The organism is Nonomuraea glycinis, from assembly GCF_014646515.1.
GTDB lineage: Bacteria > Actinomycetota > Actinomycetes > Streptosporangiales > Streptosporangiaceae > Nonomuraea > Nonomuraea glycinis.
In genome coordinates this window covers 206918-224564 of sequence record NZ_BMNK01000012.1, presented here as the reverse complement: position 1 = coordinate 224564, position 17647 = coordinate 206918, and the positions used below count along the sequence as shown (strand labels likewise).

General features: G+C 70.6%; 18 protein-coding genes. 11 read left to right on the top strand and 7 right to left on the bottom strand.

Going from position 1 to position 17647, the window contains the following annotated elements:
- Positions 1 to 42: 42 nt before the first annotated feature.
- From IEY87_RS30310 to IEY87_RS30300, 3 genes are all read left to right on the top strand, one after another.
- Positions 43 to 828 (top strand): AfsR/SARP family transcriptional regulator, encoded by a 786-nt coding sequence (locus IEY87_RS30310; RefSeq protein WP_225277380.1) that lies wholly within the window; start codon positions 43 to 45, stop codon positions 826 to 828.
- A gap of 98 nt (positions 829 to 926) precedes the next feature.
- Complete coding sequence (locus IEY87_RS30305; RefSeq protein ID WP_189142225.1) at positions 927 to 1895, top strand: hypothetical protein; 969 nt, start codon at positions 927 to 929, stop codon at positions 1893 to 1895.
- An 11-nt stretch (positions 1896 to 1906) separates the two neighbouring features.
- On the top strand, positions 1907 to 2821 hold the full coding sequence (locus IEY87_RS30300; protein WP_189142224.1) for an NAD-dependent epimerase/dehydratase family protein: 915 nt from the start codon (positions 1907 to 1909) through the stop codon (positions 2819 to 2821).
- A 330-nt stretch (positions 2822 to 3151) separates the two neighbouring features.
- On the opposite strand, the gene IEY87_RS30295 is transcribed toward IEY87_RS30300, so the two are convergent.
- Genes IEY87_RS30295 through IEY87_RS30285 form a run of 3 tightly spaced genes read right to left on the bottom strand, consistent with a single transcriptional unit; the run spans position 3152 to position 4675 of the window.
- The gene (locus IEY87_RS30295) at positions 3152 to 3628 is read right to left on the bottom strand and encodes a DUF397 domain-containing protein (protein ID WP_225277381.1); all 477 of its coding nucleotides are present in this window, start codon (positions 3626 to 3628) and stop codon (positions 3152 to 3154) included.
- 31 nt (positions 3629 to 3659) lie between these two features.
- Positions 3660 to 3869, bottom strand: a complete 210-nt coding sequence (locus IEY87_RS30290) for a DUF397 domain-containing protein (RefSeq protein WP_189142223.1) — start codon at positions 3867 to 3869, stop codon at positions 3660 to 3662.
- Positions 3869 to 4675 carry a helix-turn-helix domain-containing protein gene (locus IEY87_RS30285; RefSeq protein WP_189142222.1) on the bottom strand — a complete coding sequence of 269 codons (807 nt, stop codon included), beginning with the start codon at positions 4673 to 4675 and terminating at the stop codon, positions 3869 to 3871. Before IEY87_RS30285 ends, IEY87_RS30290 begins: the two co-directional genes overlap by 1 nt.
- A gap of 1317 nt (positions 4676 to 5992) precedes the next feature.
- Here IEY87_RS30285 and IEY87_RS30280 point away from each other — a divergent pair.
- The 5 genes from IEY87_RS30280 to IEY87_RS30260 all read left to right on the top strand — a co-directional run bounded on the left by IEY87_RS30280 (position 5993) and on the right by IEY87_RS30260 (position 11291).
- The gene (locus tag IEY87_RS30280; protein WP_189142221.1) at positions 5993 to 6655 is read left to right on the top strand and encodes a polysaccharide deacetylase family protein; all 663 of its coding nucleotides are present in this window, start codon (positions 5993 to 5995) and stop codon (positions 6653 to 6655) included.
- Positions 6655 to 7566: a glycosyltransferase family 2 protein gene (locus tag IEY87_RS30275; RefSeq protein ID WP_189142220.1), complete on the top strand. Its 912-nt coding sequence runs from the start codon at positions 6655 to 6657 to the stop codon at positions 7564 to 7566. Before IEY87_RS30280 ends, IEY87_RS30275 begins: the two co-directional genes overlap by 1 nt.
- Positions 7563 to 8594: a GNAT family N-acetyltransferase gene (locus IEY87_RS46805; RefSeq protein ID WP_268241366.1), complete on the top strand. Its 1032-nt coding sequence runs from the start codon at positions 7563 to 7565 to the stop codon at positions 8592 to 8594. Before IEY87_RS30275 ends, IEY87_RS46805 begins: the two co-directional genes overlap by 4 nt.
- A gap of 113 nt (positions 8595 to 8707) precedes the next feature.
- A complete protein-coding gene (locus IEY87_RS30265; RefSeq protein ID WP_189142219.1) occupies positions 8708 to 10105 on the top strand; it encodes a nucleotide sugar dehydrogenase in 1398 nt (465 codons plus the stop codon).
- Complete coding sequence (locus tag IEY87_RS30260; protein WP_189142218.1) at positions 10095 to 11291, top strand: glycosyltransferase family 4 protein; 1197 nt, start codon at positions 10095 to 10097, stop codon at positions 11289 to 11291. Before IEY87_RS30265 ends, IEY87_RS30260 begins: the two co-directional genes overlap by 11 nt.
- Before the next feature lie 44 nt (positions 11292 to 11335).
- Here IEY87_RS30260 and IEY87_RS30255 read toward each other — a convergent pair whose 3' ends face one another.
- Positions 11336 to 12181: a glycosyltransferase family 2 protein gene (locus tag IEY87_RS30255; RefSeq protein ID WP_225277443.1), complete on the bottom strand. Its 846-nt coding sequence runs from the start codon at positions 12179 to 12181 to the stop codon at positions 11336 to 11338.
- A 26-nt stretch (positions 12182 to 12207) separates the two neighbouring features.
- On the opposite strand from IEY87_RS30255, the gene IEY87_RS30250 reads away from it, so the two are divergent.
- Both IEY87_RS30250 and IEY87_RS30245 read left to right on the top strand, forming a co-directional pair.
- Entirely contained in the window at positions 12208 to 12756 is a 549-nt protein-coding gene (locus IEY87_RS30250) for a dTDP-4-dehydrorhamnose 3,5-epimerase family protein (protein ID WP_189142216.1), read from the top strand.
- 48 nt (positions 12757 to 12804) lie between these two features.
- Positions 12805 to 13701, top strand: a complete 897-nt coding sequence (locus IEY87_RS30245; protein ID WP_189142215.1) for a hypothetical protein — start codon at positions 12805 to 12807, stop codon at positions 13699 to 13701.
- Here IEY87_RS30245 and IEY87_RS30240 read toward each other — a convergent pair.
- On the bottom strand, positions 13650 to 15014 hold the full coding sequence (locus tag IEY87_RS30240) for an O-antigen ligase family protein (RefSeq protein WP_189142214.1): 1365 nt from the start codon (positions 15012 to 15014) through the stop codon (positions 13650 to 13652). The genes IEY87_RS30245 and IEY87_RS30240 overlap by 52 nt on opposite strands.
- A gap of 9 nt (positions 15015 to 15023) precedes the next feature.
- Complete coding sequence (locus IEY87_RS30235) at positions 15024 to 15740, bottom strand: hypothetical protein (protein WP_189142213.1); 717 nt, start codon at positions 15738 to 15740, stop codon at positions 15024 to 15026.
- Between the two features lie 132 nt (positions 15741 to 15872).
- Here IEY87_RS30235 and IEY87_RS30230 point away from each other — a divergent pair, with 132 nt between their 5' ends.
- Positions 15873 to 16745, top strand: coding sequence for a DUF6492 family protein (locus tag IEY87_RS30230; protein ID WP_189142212.1), 873 nt, complete (start codon positions 15873 to 15875; stop codon positions 16743 to 16745).
- Here the strand turns inward: IEY87_RS30230 and IEY87_RS30225 are convergent.
- Positions 16724 to 17629, bottom strand: coding sequence for a hypothetical protein (locus tag IEY87_RS30225; RefSeq protein WP_189142211.1), 906 nt, complete (start codon positions 17627 to 17629; stop codon positions 16724 to 16726). The genes IEY87_RS30230 and IEY87_RS30225 overlap by 22 nt on opposite strands.
- Between the last annotated feature and the right edge of the window lie 18 nt (positions 17630 to 17647).

The window sequence follows — 17647 nt, the reverse complement described above, 5'->3', positions numbered from 1 at the left end:
CTGGGAACACTGGAAGTGTCCGACGGGGAGCATCATTTATCGGTGCGCTCGATCAAGCAGCGCAGCCTGCTCGCCATGCTGCTCTGCCACCACGGCACGGTCGCGCGCAGCGACGTCCTGATCGACGCCCTGTGGGGGCCCGAGGCGGGCGACGCCGGAAGCAAGCGCCTGCGCCTGCAACTGCACCGGCTCAGGCGGACGCTGGGGGCGGGCGCGGAGATCATCCACCGGTCCACCGGCTACCTGCTGCGGGCGCCGTACGACGCGGTGGACGCCTGGAAGTTCGACCGGCTCGTCCAGCAGGGACGCCGGTCGCTCGCCGCCGGGCACACCCCCAAGGGCGGTGACCTGCTGCGCGAGGCCCTGCGCCTGTGGCGGGGACCCGCGCTGTCCGGCCTGAGCGATATCCCGTTCCTGCACCGCCAGGCCACCCGCCTGGAGGAGGAGCGGCTGGCCGCGCTGGCCGACCGCATCGACGCCGACCTGCGACTGCGGCGGCACGCGGACCTCGTCGGGGAGCTCACCGTGCTGGTGCGCGAGCATCCGCTGCGCGAGAGGTTCCGCAGTCAGCTCATGGTCGCCCTGTACCGGGGCGGCCGTCAGGCGGAGGCCCTGGAGGTCTACCGCGACGGCCGGCGCATCCTGGCCCGTGACCTCGGGCTGGAGCCCTCGCCGGAGCTACGCCGCCTGGAGGTGGCCATCCTGACCAGCGACTCATCCCTCGCCGACACCCGGCCCGCCGTCCACCGAGCGGTGCACTCCCGCGGTGGCGGCCGACGGGACGGGCCGCGCGGGCCGCGCGGGCCGAGCTGCCCGCACTGCCGCTGACGGAACGCCTGCCGCCTGCGGAACGCCTTGCTCTGGCGTCCCGCAGGCGCCGGCGGGACGCCTGGCGCGTCGGGCGGTTCTCAGGGCACGATGCCGGGGTGGCGAAGACGTGGTGGTACGTCCTGGCCGCGATCGCCGCCCTGGTGCTGGCCGTGACGATCGCGCGGGGCACCGGCGAGCCCGCGCGCACGGCGCTCCCGGCCCTTGAGCCCGGCTTCACCACCACCCTCCCGCCCGGTTCGCCGACCGCCACCACCGGCCTGCCCCGTCATCCGAACGCCGTCCCTCCCGGTTTTCCGAACGCCACCAGCACGGGTGTGCGCCCTGGCACCCGGCTCACGGTGCTGACCGGGGACCGGACCTTCGCCACGGACGGCGAGATCGTCGAGGGCATGGACTTCCACGGCTTCGTCGAGGTGACGGGGCGCGGCGTCACCTTCAGGAACTGCGTCTTCCGCGGCGGCGTCGCCGACCGGGTGCGCCCGCTGCTCGACACCGAGCACGCCCGCGACACCGTGATCGAGGACTCCGAGTTCCGTCCGGCGCACCCGTCACCGTCCGTCGACGGCATCTGGGCCGCCGCCACGAGGATCTACCGCTCGGAGTTCACCGGCACGGTCGACGGCGTCAAGGCGCACACCGGCACACTCGTCCAGGACTCCTACATCCACGACCTGAGCTGGTTCGCCGCCGACCCCGACCAGGGCGGCGGCGCCACGCACAACGACGGCGTCCAGGCCTTCGCCGACCAGCGCGGCGTGCACCTGGTGCACAACACCATCGACCTGTCCACCACCGAGGACCCGAACGCGGCCGTCCAGTCCTCGGCCGACGACCTGCGCATCGAGAACAATTACCTCAACGGCGGCGGCTGCGTCATCAACATCGACCACACACCCCTCGGCCGCCCGCTGACCGGCCAGCACATCACCGGCAACCGCTTCGGCCGCGACTCCGCCTACGACTGCCCGATCCTGCTGAGCAGCCGGACGAAGCTGACCGGCGGCACGGGCAACGTGTGGCACGACACCGGGGACCCGATCCCCGACCCCGAACGACACGACTAGCTGGAGGACAGATGCCGCCCTGGCACGACACACGGGTACTGGTCACGGGAGCCACCGGTTTCATCGGCGCCCACCTGGTCAGACGCCTGTCCACCCTCGGCGCCCAAATCCACGCGGTCACCCGCCGCCCACCCGAGGCTTCCAGGCACGGCGAGCAGTGGCACGTGGCCGACCTGAGCGACGCCGCCGCGACCGCGGACCTGGTGGCGCGGGTCTCCCCCGAGGTGGTCCTCCATCTGGCCAGCGAGGTCACCGGCGTACGCGAGCCGGGCACGGTCGCGCCGACGCTCGCGGGCAACCTCACCGCCGCCGTGAACCTGCTGACCGCCGTCACCGGCACCCCGGTGCGCAGCATGGTGCTCGCCGGGTCGGTCGAGGAGCCGCGTGACGGCCTCGCACCGAGCTCCCCGTACGCCGCCGCGAAGGCCGCCGCCACCGGCTACGCCCGCATGTTCCACGCCCTGTGGCAGGTGCCCGTGTCGGTGCTGCGGGTCGCGATGGTGTACGGCCCCGGCCAGCCCGACACCACCAAACTGGTGCCGTACGTAACGCTGTCGCTGCTACGCGGCCAGGAGCCGGAGCTGACCTCCGGGTCCAGGATGGTGACCTGGGTGTACGTCGAGGACGTGGTGGACGCATTCATCCTGGCCGGCACGAACAACGCGGCGGCCGGCCACGTGCTCGACATCGGCACCCCGGACCCGGTGTCCATCCGCGACACCGTCGAACTCCTCGCCACCCTGGTGAACGACACAACGGCCGACCGCACTGTACGGCCGAGGTTCGGAGCGGTGGCGGCTCGCCCCCTCGACCGTACACAGCTCTCCGACCCCGGGCCGGCCGAGCGGGTGCTCGGCTGGCGGCCCGCCACCAGCCTGGAGGCCGGCCTCCGGCAAACCATCGCCTGGTACGCCGAGCACCCGTAGAGGACAGATCCCTGTTCAGCTCCAGAAACTCCAGTGACACGATCGGGTTGGTTGTCTGGCTCTCGGCCGTGACGCCTGGAAGGGCGGCGATGGCAAGGATGTCACACCTTGCGATGCCTCGACTTGAGGTAGTCGTTCACCCATGCTTTTGTTCGGCCACCTCGAAATAATCGAACCGAACAAAATCAACCTGGGTTGGTTCGCTTCCAACCAGAAGAAACGAACCGAACAACTAGGCTTCATCGCAGGGTTGTAGTCGCCGATGGCGCCTGCTCCTCGAACGCCAGCTGCACATTGATCGTCTGGCCTACGACTCCCCAAGGAGACGCGTCAAACAACTGCGACGTCTTCGTGGCCAGCGATCAAGGATGCGGAGCTGAAGTCACCCTCGGCCACGCCGGCGAGAAAAGCGTCCCACTCGGAGATGGTGAAGATCTGAGGCTCACGATCTCGGTTTTTGGTGTCACGAAGGGCCACAACGAACTCTTCGCCAGCCTTGTTGGGAACACCGGCGTCACGACCACGTAGGACGGCGACCTCGACGCAGCTTGCCCCATTACCGCTGAACCGGCTCGTTCGCCACTTGGCCTGGGATGTCAGTAGCGTCACCGTGTCGGAAGGGCTGAGCGCTATGGCGCGAAGATGCTCAAAAACCATGTTATGCCTGATTAGCTCGGCTTCCCCTTCAAGGAAGAGATCGGCTACCAGCGGGCCACCGACGTGGTCGTCGCCAAGGTGACCGGGTCGACCGTGACCGATCTGGCGGAGGGCACCGCCTACGCCCTCGAGCCGATCGAAGGGGCCCACCTGGTAAGCAGGCCCCCGCAAGCTTGACGGCCTAGAAGTTGAACTCTCCCTTGGATATGCCGTCGCTGAATGCAGCCCATTCGGACGCCGTGAACACTAGAGCAGGCCCACTGCGATCCTTGCTGTCTCGCACGGCAACACGGCCCTGACTAAGCGGAGCGACTTCCACGCAGTCGCCGCCAGTTCCTCCGCTAGCAGTGGCCTTCCGCCATGCGGCCGTGGCCAGCTCATTCTCGATCATTATGCCTCCATGACCCTCTTGATGATTTTTATGGTTTCGTAGGTCGGCTGGGCTAGGCCGGAGAGCAGTTCCCATCGCTGATTCAGCTTGTGCATCACCTCAATCTGGTGGATGACCTCTCCAGTCTCGGCGTTTTCCAGGAACGCCGCGTTGGTGCCGTCGTCGGATGCCAGTACGAACGGACCAATCAGCCCCGCCGTGCTACGCGCCGACAGGGGGACAATCCGCACCGTAACGTATGGGCGGGCCATCATGTCGAGGAGATAGGCGAGCTGCGCCGTCATTACCTCTGGGCCGCCTATGCAGCGAAGGAGAACACTCTCGTCAAGGATCACGGACAGGCTCGGGGGGTTGGCTTGGGACAGGATTATCTGACGTTGGAGGCGAGCTTTGATGGCCTTCTCTACTTCCCCGGACATAGCTCCGGGTTCACCTTCAAAGACGGCGCGGGCGTAGTCCGCTGTCTGGAGAAGGCCAGGGATCACGGCCAGTTGGTAGATGCGGATGCTTCTTGCTGCGGCCTCGATGGCGGGCCACTTGCGGAACCACACCGGGTTGACATCCCGGATGGCGGGCAGCAGCTCAAGCAACTCGCCATCTAATCCGAACACCCTCTCCAGCCCTCGGGTAAAAGGCTCTGTCGGCGGTCTGGTGCCTCGCTCAACAGCTCCCACAAGGCTTTCACTGCATGGGATCAGAGGTGCCAAGCGTGCGTGAGTGAGTCCGCTTACTGTCCGATATTGGCGCATGCGTTGCCGGTATTCCATATTGGCGGTTTCGCCGTTGGCATTCCCCTCTTTCTCCATATCACACCTTTCGGATTGACCCCTACCTCCATACGTACAAGCCAATCACATGTTGTGAAAGTTTTGGAGGGACATTCGAGACGACTTTGAGGAGGTGGAAAGCCATGATGAGGACTTGTAACCGCACAGACACAAGTCTCGATGTGCACCGGAGGTGATCATGAGAGCAACCCTCGCGAATCCCCCATACGCAGGCGTCAAGGTGTGGTTGTTCAGTGAGCTGGACGACTGTGCTCTGCTTCCCGCGCTGGCCCGTCGTGAGCTTCGCGGATGGATGGGCGAGCATCCGGCCCTTGATGACCTACAGCTCATCGCCTCCGAACTGGTGACGAACGTGCTGGTTCACGGGTGCGGTGCGTGGGTGCGGATGAGCCTCGTACAGACGGTGGAGGGAGGGCGGCGCTACTGGCGGCTGGCCGTCGTCGGCCCTGGGACGTCGGAGGCTGTGCCGTTGCCGCGCATCTCTGGCCCCGACGAAACGACGGGGCGGGGTCTGTGGGTGGTGGATGACCTGACACGCGGGTGCTGGGGCACCAATCTCACGCCAGTAGGTGAGCGCGTGGTGTGGGCGCTCCTGCCTCGGCTGGGAGGGAGGGCGTGAAGGCGGATGGCCGTGGTGGCGTGCGCTCGAGTGTTGGGGACATGAGCCCGGCGGGGCGGATGGCGCGAGTGCTAGCTGATCATCTGGCCGGGCGTGGGGTCGACTCGCGGATCTCCGAGAGCGATGGGGTCGCGCTAGTGGGGATGCGGGCGGTGGGTCTGAACGTGTGGTGCGAGTGGAGCGGGCGGGAGTGGCTCTTTCGCCGGTCGCTGGACGCGCCTACGGAGCCGGGGCGGTGGCATTACACCTCGTGCCCGGCTTAATCGGCTGAGACGGCGGCACGGCGGATCGCGGAACTGTATCGGGAGCGGTTCGAGGCGATGCATCCGGCGGCTGCGGCACGTCGGGGCGGGGGCGCGGCGGGGGGATGAGGGGCACGGAGAGGGACACGCAGGTGTCCAGGCGTGCGGGGCGGGAGGGCGACGGGTCGGGGGGGTTGACGGCTGAGGCGCTTGCCGCTCGGTTCGGCCAGCGCTGGGAGGTGCGCCAAGGGGCGTGTGAGTGGTACGCGCTACGCCGTTGTGGCCATCCGTGCCCACAGCCTGGGGTGCATGGATACCGACACATCGTGCGGGCTGCGACTCTGGAGAAGCTGGCGGAGCGGTTGATGGAGCTGGACAGAACCGGGTAAACCACCACCTGGTACGCCAAGCGCCTGTAACGGTCCATCTCGGACGGCGATATCACTCCTGGCGGCTTTCTGATCAGGGGGCGGGATGCGTGCGGTGACCAACCTGACCGTGCACGGCATCGGCGAGTCAACCCGTGAGCTCGACCCGGGCGAGGACGGGACCTGGGTGAGCGTGGCCCAGTTCGAGCGGGTGATGGACGCGGTGGCCGGGCGGCCCGACGTGCGGATCACCTTCGACGACGGCAACGCCTCGGACGTGGAGATCGCGCTGCCCCGGCTGGTGGAGCGCGGGCTGCGGGCGGAGTTCTTCGTGCTGGCGGGGCTGCTCGGCGAGCCGGGCAGGCTGGACTCCACCGGCGTTCGCGAGCTGTTGCGCGCCGGGATGCGGATCGGCTCGCACGGCTGGGCGCACCGCGACTGGCGCACGCTGGACGCCGGGCAGGCCGCCGAGGAGCTGTCCGCCGCCCACCACCTGCTCGGCCAGCTGACCGGCGAGCCGGTGTCACGGGTGGCCATCCCGTTCGGCTCCTACGACCGGCGGGTGCTGAGCCGGCTGCGGCGGGCGGGCGTGACCCGCGCCTACACCAGCGACGGCGGCCGGGCCCGGCCGGACGCCTGGCTCCAGCCGCGCAACAGCCTGAAACGCGACCAGGGCAGCGGCTGGATCACCCGCGTCCTCGCGGGCGGGCCCTCACCGCCACGCCGGGCCGCCAAGCTCGCCATGCGCCTGTACAAGCGGGTGCGCTGATGCCGCCCAGGATCGCCGTGGTGATCGTCACCTACAACAGCGCGGATGTGCTCGAAGGCTGCCTGGCCTCGCTGCCTGCGGGCGCGGCCGGGGTCGAGCTGGCCGACGTGGTGGTGGCCGACAACGCCTCCAAGGACGGCTCCACCGCCATCGCCGACCGGGCCGACCTGCCGGTCAAGGTGGTCCAGCTCGGCAGGAACGCCGGCTACGCGGCGGCGATCAACGCCGGGCTCGCGGCGCTCGACCTCGACGACGTGGCCGCTGTGTACGTGCTCAACCCGGACTGCCGGCTGCGCCCGGGAGCCGTCGCGCCGCTGCTCGCCTGCCTGGACGAGCCCGGCCGGGGGATCGCGGTGCCGCACATGGTCAATCCGGACGGCTCACTGCAGCCGTCACTGCGCAGGGCGCCGACCGTGGGCCGGGCGGTGGCCGAGGCGGTGCTCGGCGGGGACCGGGCCGGGCGGCTCGGCACGCTGGGCGAGCTGGTGACCGACCCGCGCGCGTACGCCGAGGCCGGGGCGTACGCCTGGGCGACCGGGGCGGCCCTGCTGATCTCGTCGCGGGTGGTGCGCGAGGTGGGCGCCTGGGACGAGTCGTACCTGCTCTACAGCGAGGAGACGGACTTCTGCCTGCGCGCCGCCGACCTCGGATGGAGCACCTGGTACGAGCCCGCGTCGGTGATCGAGCACATCGGCGGCGACTCCGGGGTGAACCCGATGCTGGCCGCGCTGCTGGTCGTCAACAAGGTCCGGCTCTACCGGCGCCGCCACGGCCCGGTCACGGGTGCGGCCTACTACCTGGCCGTACTGGCAGGTGAGGCGGCCCGCGCGCTGACCGGCCGGCCCACCTCGCGCGCCTCCCTGACGGCGCTCCTCCGACCGTCCCGCCGCATGACGGCGCTCCCCCAGTGACGGGAAGCGAGGGCGGGATGCGGGTCGTGTCGTTCGGTGACCTGGGTGCGGCGGAGCTGGACACCTGGCATGCGTTGCGGGCCGCCAACCCGGCCCTGGACAGCCCGTATTTCCATCCGGGCTTCGCGGCGGCCGTGCATGCGGCGGGACGCGCCGTACAGGTGGCCGTCGCCACCGGCGGCGGTGGGATTGTCGCCTTGGTGGCGTATCACCGGGAGGGGCGGTTGTTGCGGCCTGTTGGGTGGCCGGGGGCTGACTTTCAGGGGCCGGTGGTGGCGGCGGGCGGTGAGTTTCGGCCGCTTGACCTGCTGCGGGGTGGTCCGACCGGTTACGCGTTCGATCACCTGGTGGACCGGGCACCCGGCTTCGAGCCTTGGGTGGTCTCCAGGAGGCCGTCACCCTACTTGGACGTCACCGGCGGGCTGGCGGGCTATCTGGGGCGGGCGTCCAAGAGCGGTAAGGACAACATGGGGCAGGCCCGGCGTAGGGCGGCCAAGGCCGAGCGTGAGCACGGCGCGGTGCGGTTCGTGGCCGACTCGGCCGACCCGGAGGCGCTGGCGCGGGTGATCGCGCTGAAGCGGGCGCAGTACGCGGCGACCGGCGCCCGGGACTACTTCGCGGAGCCCGACCGGGCGCGGCTGCTGGAGAGCCTGTGGCGCACCCGTGACGGGTCGTTCGGCGGGGTGCTGTCGACGCTGCACGCCGGGCCGAGGCTGCTGGCCGCGCACTTCGGGCTGCGCGCGGGCGGGGTGCTGCACTGGTGGTTCCCGGTGTACGACCCGGAGTTCGCCAGGCTGTCGCCGGGCTGGATCCTGCTGCGCGAACTGGTGGGGGCGGCCCCGGCTCTCGGGATCTCGCGGATCGACCTGGGCCGGGGCGAGGACGAGTACAAGCGCCGGGCCAAGACCGGCCAGACGCAGGTCGGCCAGGGGCTGGTGACGCGGAATCCGGTACGCCGCGCTGCCGCTTCGGCGATGGTCCACGCACGGGCGATCCTACGAGATGTCCGGACTCGGACACAGCCGTAACGTTCCAATAGACATGCCCGACATATCCCTTGGAGGCGGGGGGAAGATCGCTGCCCCACGGTCCACGGCGGAGGGGCAGACCGTTTGCCCAAGGTCCACGGCGGAGGGCAGCTATGCGGATCAGCGTCTTCGGGCTCGGCTACGTGGGATGTGTCTCGGCGGCCTGTCTCGCCTCGATGGGACACGAGGTGGTGGGCGTCGACGTCAACCCGGTCAAGGCGGACATGATCAACGCCGGCCGGGCGCCGATCGTCGAGGAGCGGATCGGCGAGCTGGTCGAGCGGGCGGTGCGCGACGGGAGCCTGCGGGCCACCACGGAGGCGGCCGAGGCGGTCGCCTGGAGCGCGGTCTCGCTGGTCTGCGTCGGCACGCCGTCGGCCCCGAACGGCAGCCTGTCGACGACCTACCTGGAGCGCGTCGCCGAGCAGATCGGCCGGTCCCTGCGCGCGGGGCACGTGGTGGTCTTCCGCAGCACCATGCTGCCCGGCACCTGCGCCGAGCTGCTCGTCCCGATCCTGGAGCGGTCGTCGGGGCTGCGGGCCGGGGTGGACTTCGGGGTGGCGGTCAACCCGGAGTTCCTGCGGGAGGGCACCAGCGTGCGCGACTTCTTCGCGCCGCCCAAGACGGTGATCGGCGAGTCGGACGAGGCCAGCGGCGACGTGGTGGCCGCGCTGTACGAGGAGTTACCCGGCGAGGTGTTCAGGGTGCCGATCCCCGTAGCCGAGATGACGAAATATGCGGATAACGCGTTTCATGCGGTGAAGATTGGCTTCGCTAATGAGCTGGGCGCGGTCTGCCAGGCGCTGGGGCTCGACTCGCACCGGGTCATGGACGTTTTCCTGGCCGATCGCAAGCTCAACATCAGCCCTGCCTACCTGCGTCCCGGCTTCGCCTTCGGCGGCTCCTGCCTGCCTAAGGACCTGCGCGGCCTGGTGTACGCCGCCCGGATGGCCGACGTGTCCGTTCCGCTGCTGTCGCACGTCCTGCCGGCCAACGAGGCTCACCTGCAGCGCGCCTTCGACCTGGTCACCGCGCCGGGCCGGCGCAGGATCGGACTGTTCGGCCTGTCGTTCAAGCCGGGCACCGACGACCTGCGCGAGAGCCCGATGGTGGAGCTGGCCGAGCGGCTCCTCGGCAAGGGCTATGACCTGCGCATTTACGATGCCAACGTGTCCCTGTCCCGGCTGATGGGAGCCAACCGCGCCTACATCGCCGAGCGGCTGCCCCACCTGGAAGACCTCCTCGGCGACTCCGTCGAGGAGGTGCTCGACCACGCGGAGGTGTGCGTGGTCGGCTGCACCGACCCGGCCGTGCTGGCAGCACTGGAGGCGCTGGAGGACACGAACGGCGCTTACGACGCTTACGGCACCAACGGCACCGGCGGCTCCGGCGGCTCCGGCGGCTCCGGCGGCTCCGGCGGCTCCGGCGGCAAGGTGATCGTCGATCTCGTGCGCATGCCGGGCGCCGCGACGCACCGCGACAGAAGGGACTACGTGGGCATTGGCTGGTAGAGCGCTCATCCTCGTCGAGAACCTCTCCGTACCGCTCGATCGGCGCGTCTGGCAGGAGAGCACCGCCCTGCGCGCGGCCGGCTGGGAGGTGCACGTCATCTGCCCCCAGGGCGCCAAGCAGGACACCGAGCCGGAAGTGGTGATCGACGGCGTCCACATCCACCGCTACCCGCTGCGCGCCGCCACCGGCGGCCCCGCCGGCTACCTGCGCGAGTACGGCTCCGCGCTGTGGCACACCTTCCGGCTGGCCAGGCGGCTGACGGCCCGGTTCGGCCGGTTCGACGTGGTGCACGGCTGCAACCCGCCCGACCTGTTCTTCCTGGTCGCGCTGGCCATGCGGCGCGGCGGCACCCGGTTCGTCTTCGACCAGCACGACCTGGTGCCCGAGCTCTACCTGTCGCGCTTCGACCGGGGCCGGGACCGGCTCTACCGGGCCGTGTGCTGGCTGGAGCGGCGGACGTACCGGGCGGCGCACGTGGTGATCGCCACCAACGAGAGCTACCGGAAGGTCGCGCTGTCACGCGGCGGCAAGCGCGCCGAGGAGGTCTTCGTGGTGCGCAGCGCCCCGGTGGTGGAACGCTTCCACCAGGTGCCGCCCGAGGAGTCGCTGCGGCGCGGCAAGCCGTACCTGCTGTGCTATCTGGGCGTGATGGGGCCGCAGGACGGCGTCGACTACGCGCTGCGCAGCCTGGCGCGGCTGCGGGACGAGCACGGGCGGAGCGACTGGCACGCGGTGTTCGTCGGCGGCGGCGACACCTTCGACGCGATGGTGGCGCTTTCGCGGGAGCTGGGTCTGGGCGACGACGTCGAGTTCACCGGCAGGATCCCGGACGAGGACCTGATGCGCCACCTGTCGACGGCGGACGTGTGCCTGTCCCCCGATCCGCTGAACCCGCTCAACGACGTCTCCACGATGAACAAGGTCATGGAGTACATGGCGATGGCCAAGCCGATCGTCTCCTTCGAGCTGCGCGAGGCGCGGGTGTCGGCGGGCGAGGCCGCCCTGTACGCGCCGGCCAACGACGAGTCGGAGTTCGCCAAGCTGATCGCCCGGTTGCTGGACGACCCGGCCGAACGCCGGCGGATGGGCGAGCTGGGCAGGCGGCGGGTGGCCGGGCCACTGTCCTGGGAGCATTCGAAGGCAGCACTACTGGCGGCTTACGACGCGGCCGTGGAGCCGCGGTGACCGCTGCCTGCGGCCATGGAATCGCGGTGACCGCTGACCGCGACCTACGACGCGGCCGTGGAGTCGCGGTGACGGCTGCCGGTGTCCGTACCCCATCGGGCTCGGTCGCCGCGCAGGCGGGTGAGGACGCGGTCGGCGGCCAGGACGGCGAGGTAGCAGGCGGCGTCGAGCGGGCTCACCGTGCGGCGGGCGAGCAGTTCGCGCAGCGCCCCCGCGCGCAGCGTGCGGGCGGGCCGGCCCAGCTCGGCGAGCTGCCGGTTGCCCTGCCGCACCCGGACCCGCCGGGCCAGGTGGGCGCGGACGGTGCGGGCCGGGCGGACCACCGTGCGGGCCCGGGGCACCACGGCCCGCTCTCCGGGCGCGAAACAGCCGTCCACCCAGCCGTCGTCGGAGATCACGTCCGGCAGCGGGAAGGCCCGCTCGTGCCCCCGCTCGGTGAGCACGTACGCCCCCACGCCCGCCAGGGCGCGCGCCGGTGCGATCAGCCGGTCGTGCACCCGGTGCACCCGCCTGACCAGCGGCCCCGCCCCCGTCAGGTCCCATTCGGGCACCGGCGCGCAGGCGAGCACCCCCGGCCGGGCCGCCGCCTCCGCCAGCGCCCGCACCGACGCGGCGTCCAGCCGTACGTCCGCGTCGAGGTAGACGCGCGGGAAGGCGCGGCAGGCGGCGTCGCCCAGCAGCAACGCGTTGACCTTGCCGGGCAGCGAGGTCTCCAGCACCCGCACCCCGGGCCGGGCCGCGGCGCTCGCCGTACGGTCGGCGCAGCCGTTGGCCACCACCACGACGTCGAACTCGCCGGGCGAGGTCCCGGCCAGCAGCGCGTCCAGGGCGCGCGCGATGACCGCTTCCTCGTTGTGCGCCGGGATCACGACGCTGACCTTGAACTTCATCACACCGCCAGGAGGAGGGACGATTCATGAGAGTGGAGCGAGGCGAGATCGAGGGCGTGCTGCTGTTCGCCCCCACGCCGCACCGCGACCAGCGCGGCCTGTTCACCCGGACGTTCGACGCGGCCGTGGCCGCCGAGGCGGGCCTGTCGCCGGAGTCGTTCATCCAGGACAGCCAGTCCAGGTCGCGCCGCGGCACCGTCCGCGGCCTGCACGGGCGCGGCGGGCTGGGTGAGGCGAAGCTGGTGCGCTGCGCGCGGGGGGCGATCTACGACGTGCTGGTGGACGCCAGGCCGGGCTCCGCGACGTTCGGGCGGCGGATGGCGGTGCGACTGGACGACGAGGCGTTCGTGACCCTCTACGTGCCTCCCGGGCTGCTGCACGGCTTCCAGGCACTCACCGAGCCCGCCGACACCTGCTACCGCATCGACCGCGAACACGACCCCGCCGAGGATCTCGCGGTCCGCTACGACGACCCGGATCTGAAGGTAGCGTGGCCCCTGCCGCCCACCGGGATCAGCGACCGCGACCTGGCGGCGGGATCGTGGGCCGACCTCCTGCGCCGGCCCAATGAGTGACCCGATGAGTGACCCAATGAGTGACTCGGTGGCTGAGAGGTGGCGGTGATGCGCGGACGTCTCCTCGTCACCGCGAGCGCGCTCGCCCTCGTCGCCGCCTGCCAGGCGGCGCCCGCCCGGCCGACCGCCGCCCCGCCGCCCGCACCGAAGATCGTGCGCGCCGACGGCAGCTCCTGCCCCGACCACCCCACCCCCGCCTGTACGGGCGCGCCACGGGGGCGGCAGCTCACCTCGCTCAAGCTCAACACCGAGAACGTCGCCTACCGGGTGCGAGAGCGTGGCGCCGTGCTCGACGGCGTGCACATCGCCGGCCCGCTGATCGTCAACGCCGACGACGTCACCATCAGGAACAGCGTGATCGACGGCCACATCACCAACGCCGACGGCGACAGGTCCTTCAGCTTCTCCATCGAGGACAGCACGGTCGGCGCCGCCGGGACCTGCGGCCCGCTGCCCGCGATCGGCCACGACAAGTACACCGCGACCAGGGTGCTGGTCCAGGGGCACAGCGACGGCTTCCGCGTCTCCGGCGACGACGTGCGGATCCGCGACTCCTTCGTCAAGCTCTGCTCCAACCCCGGCGACCACTCCGACGGCATCCAGGCCTACAACGGCGGCACCGGGCTGCTCTTCCAGCACAACACCGTCGACCAGCGGGCGGCCGAGCACATCACCGCGCCGATCTTCCTGGTGGACGAGAAGTCGCGCGACGTCGTCGTCACCGACAACCTGGTCATGGGCGGCACGTTCAGCATCCAGGTGCGCAACGCGGGCGGCGAGCAGGTGGTGCGCGGCAACAAGCTCGTCGACAAGTCGTGGGTCTACGGACCCGTGGACTCCGAGTGCGGCCGTACCGACTGGGCGGGCAACGAGCTGGTCACCATCGACGCGGACTATCGGGTCACCTCGATCGTCGGCCCGCTGCCCTGCGAGGGCGCGAGCTGATCGGCCGCCGGCCCGCCACGCCGATCCGCCCGTACGGCGCGTAGCAGCGCGCCGGCGGCCCCGATCAGCAGGAACGACAGCCCCGTCACCGTCGCGAACGACAGCAGGTCGAAGGTGAACGACCCGACCAACGGCACGACCAGGCACGCCGCGAGGGTCAGCCCGAGATCGCGGGCGCCCGGCTCGGCGGTCAGGTGCCTGGCTCTGAGCGCCGCGTAGAAGGCGACCACGAACAGCGCCGTGTAGGCCAGGGTGCCGATCAGCCCGGTCTCCACCATGGACAGGATGTACTGGTTGTCGAAGATCTGGTGCTTAGGGGCGTACCAGGTGCCGAGCCCCCGGCCGAGCCAGAAGTGCCCGCCGATCTCCTGCGCGGCGACGGCGTAGTCGTGCGTCCTGTACTGGATGCTCTCGTCGTTGGACAGGTTCGTGAACAGCCCGGCGATGGCGCCCAGCAGCCCCGGCACGGTCAGCCGGACGAGCACCAGGAACCCGGCGGCCACCAGCAGCGCCCGCAGCCGCTGCCGGCCGGACCAGCCGGCCAGCAGCACCACGCCGACGGCGAGCAGACTCAGCATCGCCGAGCGCGACACCGAGAACATCAGGCCGAGCCCGATGAGCAGCGTGCACGCCCACCAGCGCAGCGCGGGCTCGCCGCGCAGCCGCGCCTTTGTGGCGAAGTGCACGGCCAGCGGGAGCAGCATCGCGCAGGTCACGCCGAACTCGATGGGATGGCCGGTGGTGGCGGCCACCCGGCGCAGATCCGCCCGTTCCAGCACGAAGGAGTCGCCCTCGCCGGAGTAGCGCAGGATCGGCAGCTCCAGGAACCTGGTCACGTCCACCGAGAGCAGGAACTGCAGCGCGCCGATCACCGAGACGACCGCCCCGCCGATCACCAGCGTCTTGAGCAGGAAGTCCAGCCGCCGGTGCCCGCGCGCGCCGTCGCAGACGGTGAGGGCGATCCCCACGGACGCCACCACCAGAACGAAGGCGTGGTCGGACAGGTTGAGCTCGTCGGAGTCCAGGTAGCCCCAGGTGGAGAAGCCGAAGGTGGCGACCATGGCGGTGAAGTAGGCGAACAGCGCCGTCCGTACCGGATTGGCGCCCTTGGCAGCGCCCAGGGTGAGGGTGAGCTGCGCGCAGAGCCACAGCAGGGCCGCGGCCAGGCTCACCAGGTTCGCGGGGGTGAGGGAGAGCGGCAGCAGCTTCAGCACCAGCCGGGCGGGCACGATCAGCAACGCCACCGCGAACACCGCCGCCACCGTCGCCCCATCCGCCCGCCCCACAGCCGCCGGCGCACCTGCAAGCCGCACGACCACCGCCTACGCCTCCGCCTTCTCAGCCGCTTTCTCGGCCGGCTTCTCGGTGGTGGCGAGGGCGGGTGGTGGGCGGCGGGATCGTACCGGGCGGGGGAGGCTTTCGGCGGCGAAGGAGGCGCACAGCGCGGCGATGACGCCCAGGCCGAGCGCGGCGGCGGCGGAGCGGAGTTTTCTGCCCTGCTGCGCCACCGGTGTGGTGGGCGGCACGGCCGCGCTCATCGTGATGTACGTCTCGCGCGGCGCCTGCACCTGCCGCTGGCGCAGGTCCAGCTCCCGCCCGACCCGCTCGACGACCTTCAGCGTGATGGCCGTGGCCGCCTCCGGGCTGCGGCTCTCCCCCTCGACGAACACCAGCGGGCCGGTCGCCAGTGACTCCAGGTTGTTGGTGCCGTTGGTGACCGAATACTTGGTATCGCCCTCTGCGGTGCCCAGCTCGGCGACCATGTCCGGCGTGCTCATGGCGCTGATCAGCATCGAGGCGGCCACGTCGAGCCCGTGGTCGAAGTTCAGCAGCGGATTGACCCGGGCGATGGGCCGGCCGGGGTCCGCCGGGACGACGCCGCCGCTGGTGGGCGCGGTCAGCAGGAGGACGGCGGTGGTCGTGTAGGTCGTGGGGATCGTGCTGTAGGCGACGTAGGCGCCGCCGACGGCCAGCAGGAAGGCCGGTAGCGCGACGTACCACCGCCGGACCAGGACAAGGATCGTCCCCCAGAAATCCACGCGCCCTCCCCCTGCGACTGCCGCCCCCTAGTTGTCGGGCGAACCCCCGTGGCGCGTTACACAAACGCTGTAACACCATCCCTAATAACGCGATATGGACTTATTGAGGGCTGCGTCTGGAGATTTCCTTATATGAGCGAACTGGCGGTAGTCACCCCCACGTACGCGCAGGACGCCGAGCTGTTCGCTCTGCTGCATCGTTCCGTCCTGGAGCACACCTCGCCGAACACCGTCCACCACGTCTTCGTGTCGCCGTCCGACCGGGAGCTGTTCGCCCGCTACGAGGGACCGCGCTGCCGGGTGTGGGACCGCTCGAAGCTGATGCCCAGCAGATATGTGCGCGTGCCCGGCACCGATGTGCACGTCGACTACCGCCGCCCCTGGCCGCCCGTGCGCGGCTGGGTCCTCCAGCAGACGGTCAAGATCGCCGCCGCGGACCTGGTCGACGCCGACACCATGCTCGTCGTGGACTCCGACGCGGTGCTGGTACGGCCCACCAGCGCGGCGTCCTTCACCGTGGACGGGCGGCTCAGCCTGCACCGGGTGGACGACGGCGTCACCGCCGACATGGGGCGGCACGTGCTGTGGCACCGGGTCGCCCGCGAGCTGCTCGGACTGCCGCCCGCGCCGCCGCTCCCGCTGCCCGACTACGTGACGGCGCTGACCTTCTGGGACCCCGCGATCGTGCTGGCCATGCGGCAGCGGATCAGCGAGGTCACCGGGCGCGACTGGATGGACGCCTTCAACGCGCGGCTGCACATCTCGGAGTTCATCCTGTACGGCGTGTTCGTCGACGAGGTGCTGAAGGCGTCGCCGCCGGTCAACACCACGATCTGCCACCTGAGCTACAACCACGAGCCGTGGGACGAGGCGACGGCCGTGGCCTTCGCCGACCGGCTGCCGCCGGACGCGGTCGGCATGATGATCTCGGCCAAGTCGAACACGCCGATGGACGCGAGGCTGGCGGCGATCCGGCGCTGCGCTCAGGTGGCCGAGTCGAGCTGATCCTCACGCGGCACGACGACCTCGATCGGCCCGGTGTCGTCCACGGCCCGCACCGAACCGTCGCCCTCGTCCTGAACGGCGTCCAACTCGGCCACGGTCATCGGGAAGACGGGGGACGCGGCCGGGCGGGTGCCGTTCCCGGCTTCGCTCACACCGTTCCCGGCCTCGGCTTCGCGCACGCCGTCGCCGCCGCCGGCCTCCGGAGGCGCGCCTGCTTCGGCCGGGGTCTCGACCCGGGCGCGGCGTAGGCGTACGACGAGGTAGGCGACGGCGAGGCCGCCCACCACGCCGAGCAGGCCGCCCGCGACCCCGGCCACGAGCCGGTCCTGGATGAGCTGCTTGGGGATGGAGGGGGGCATCACGTCGAGAACCCCGATGTGCGTGCTGATCGGGGCGCTCAGCGCCACCTGCCGCTTGGCCAGCTCCTGCTTGACGCGCAGCTGCGCCCGGCGCATCGTCTCCCGGACCGCCTGCGGCGAGGTGCTCTCCACCTCGATGTACACGAACGGCCCGTTGGTGCTGATGCCGAGCAGGTCCGGGTTGGTACGGCCGTCGTTGATGACCAGGCTGGTGGGCCCGTCCTCGGTCACCCCGATCTCGGCGGCGACCTCGGGCGTGTTCGTGGCCAGGATGAGGATGCCCGCCGTGGTCCGCAGCGCGTCGTTGAACTGCAGCAGCGGGTTGGTCAGGCCAGGCCGCTGCCGGGGCTCGGTCTCCAGCGTCCCGCCGGACGCGGGCACGGTGAGCACCAGCGACGCGGTGGACACGTACCGGCTGGGCACCAGGAAGAACGCGGCCAGGGCGAGCACGATCGCCGCCACCAGGACGGGCGGCCCGACGAACTTCTTCCTGGCCAGACCGAGGACGGTCCTCCAGAAACCCACTATTCTCCGCCCCCGTCA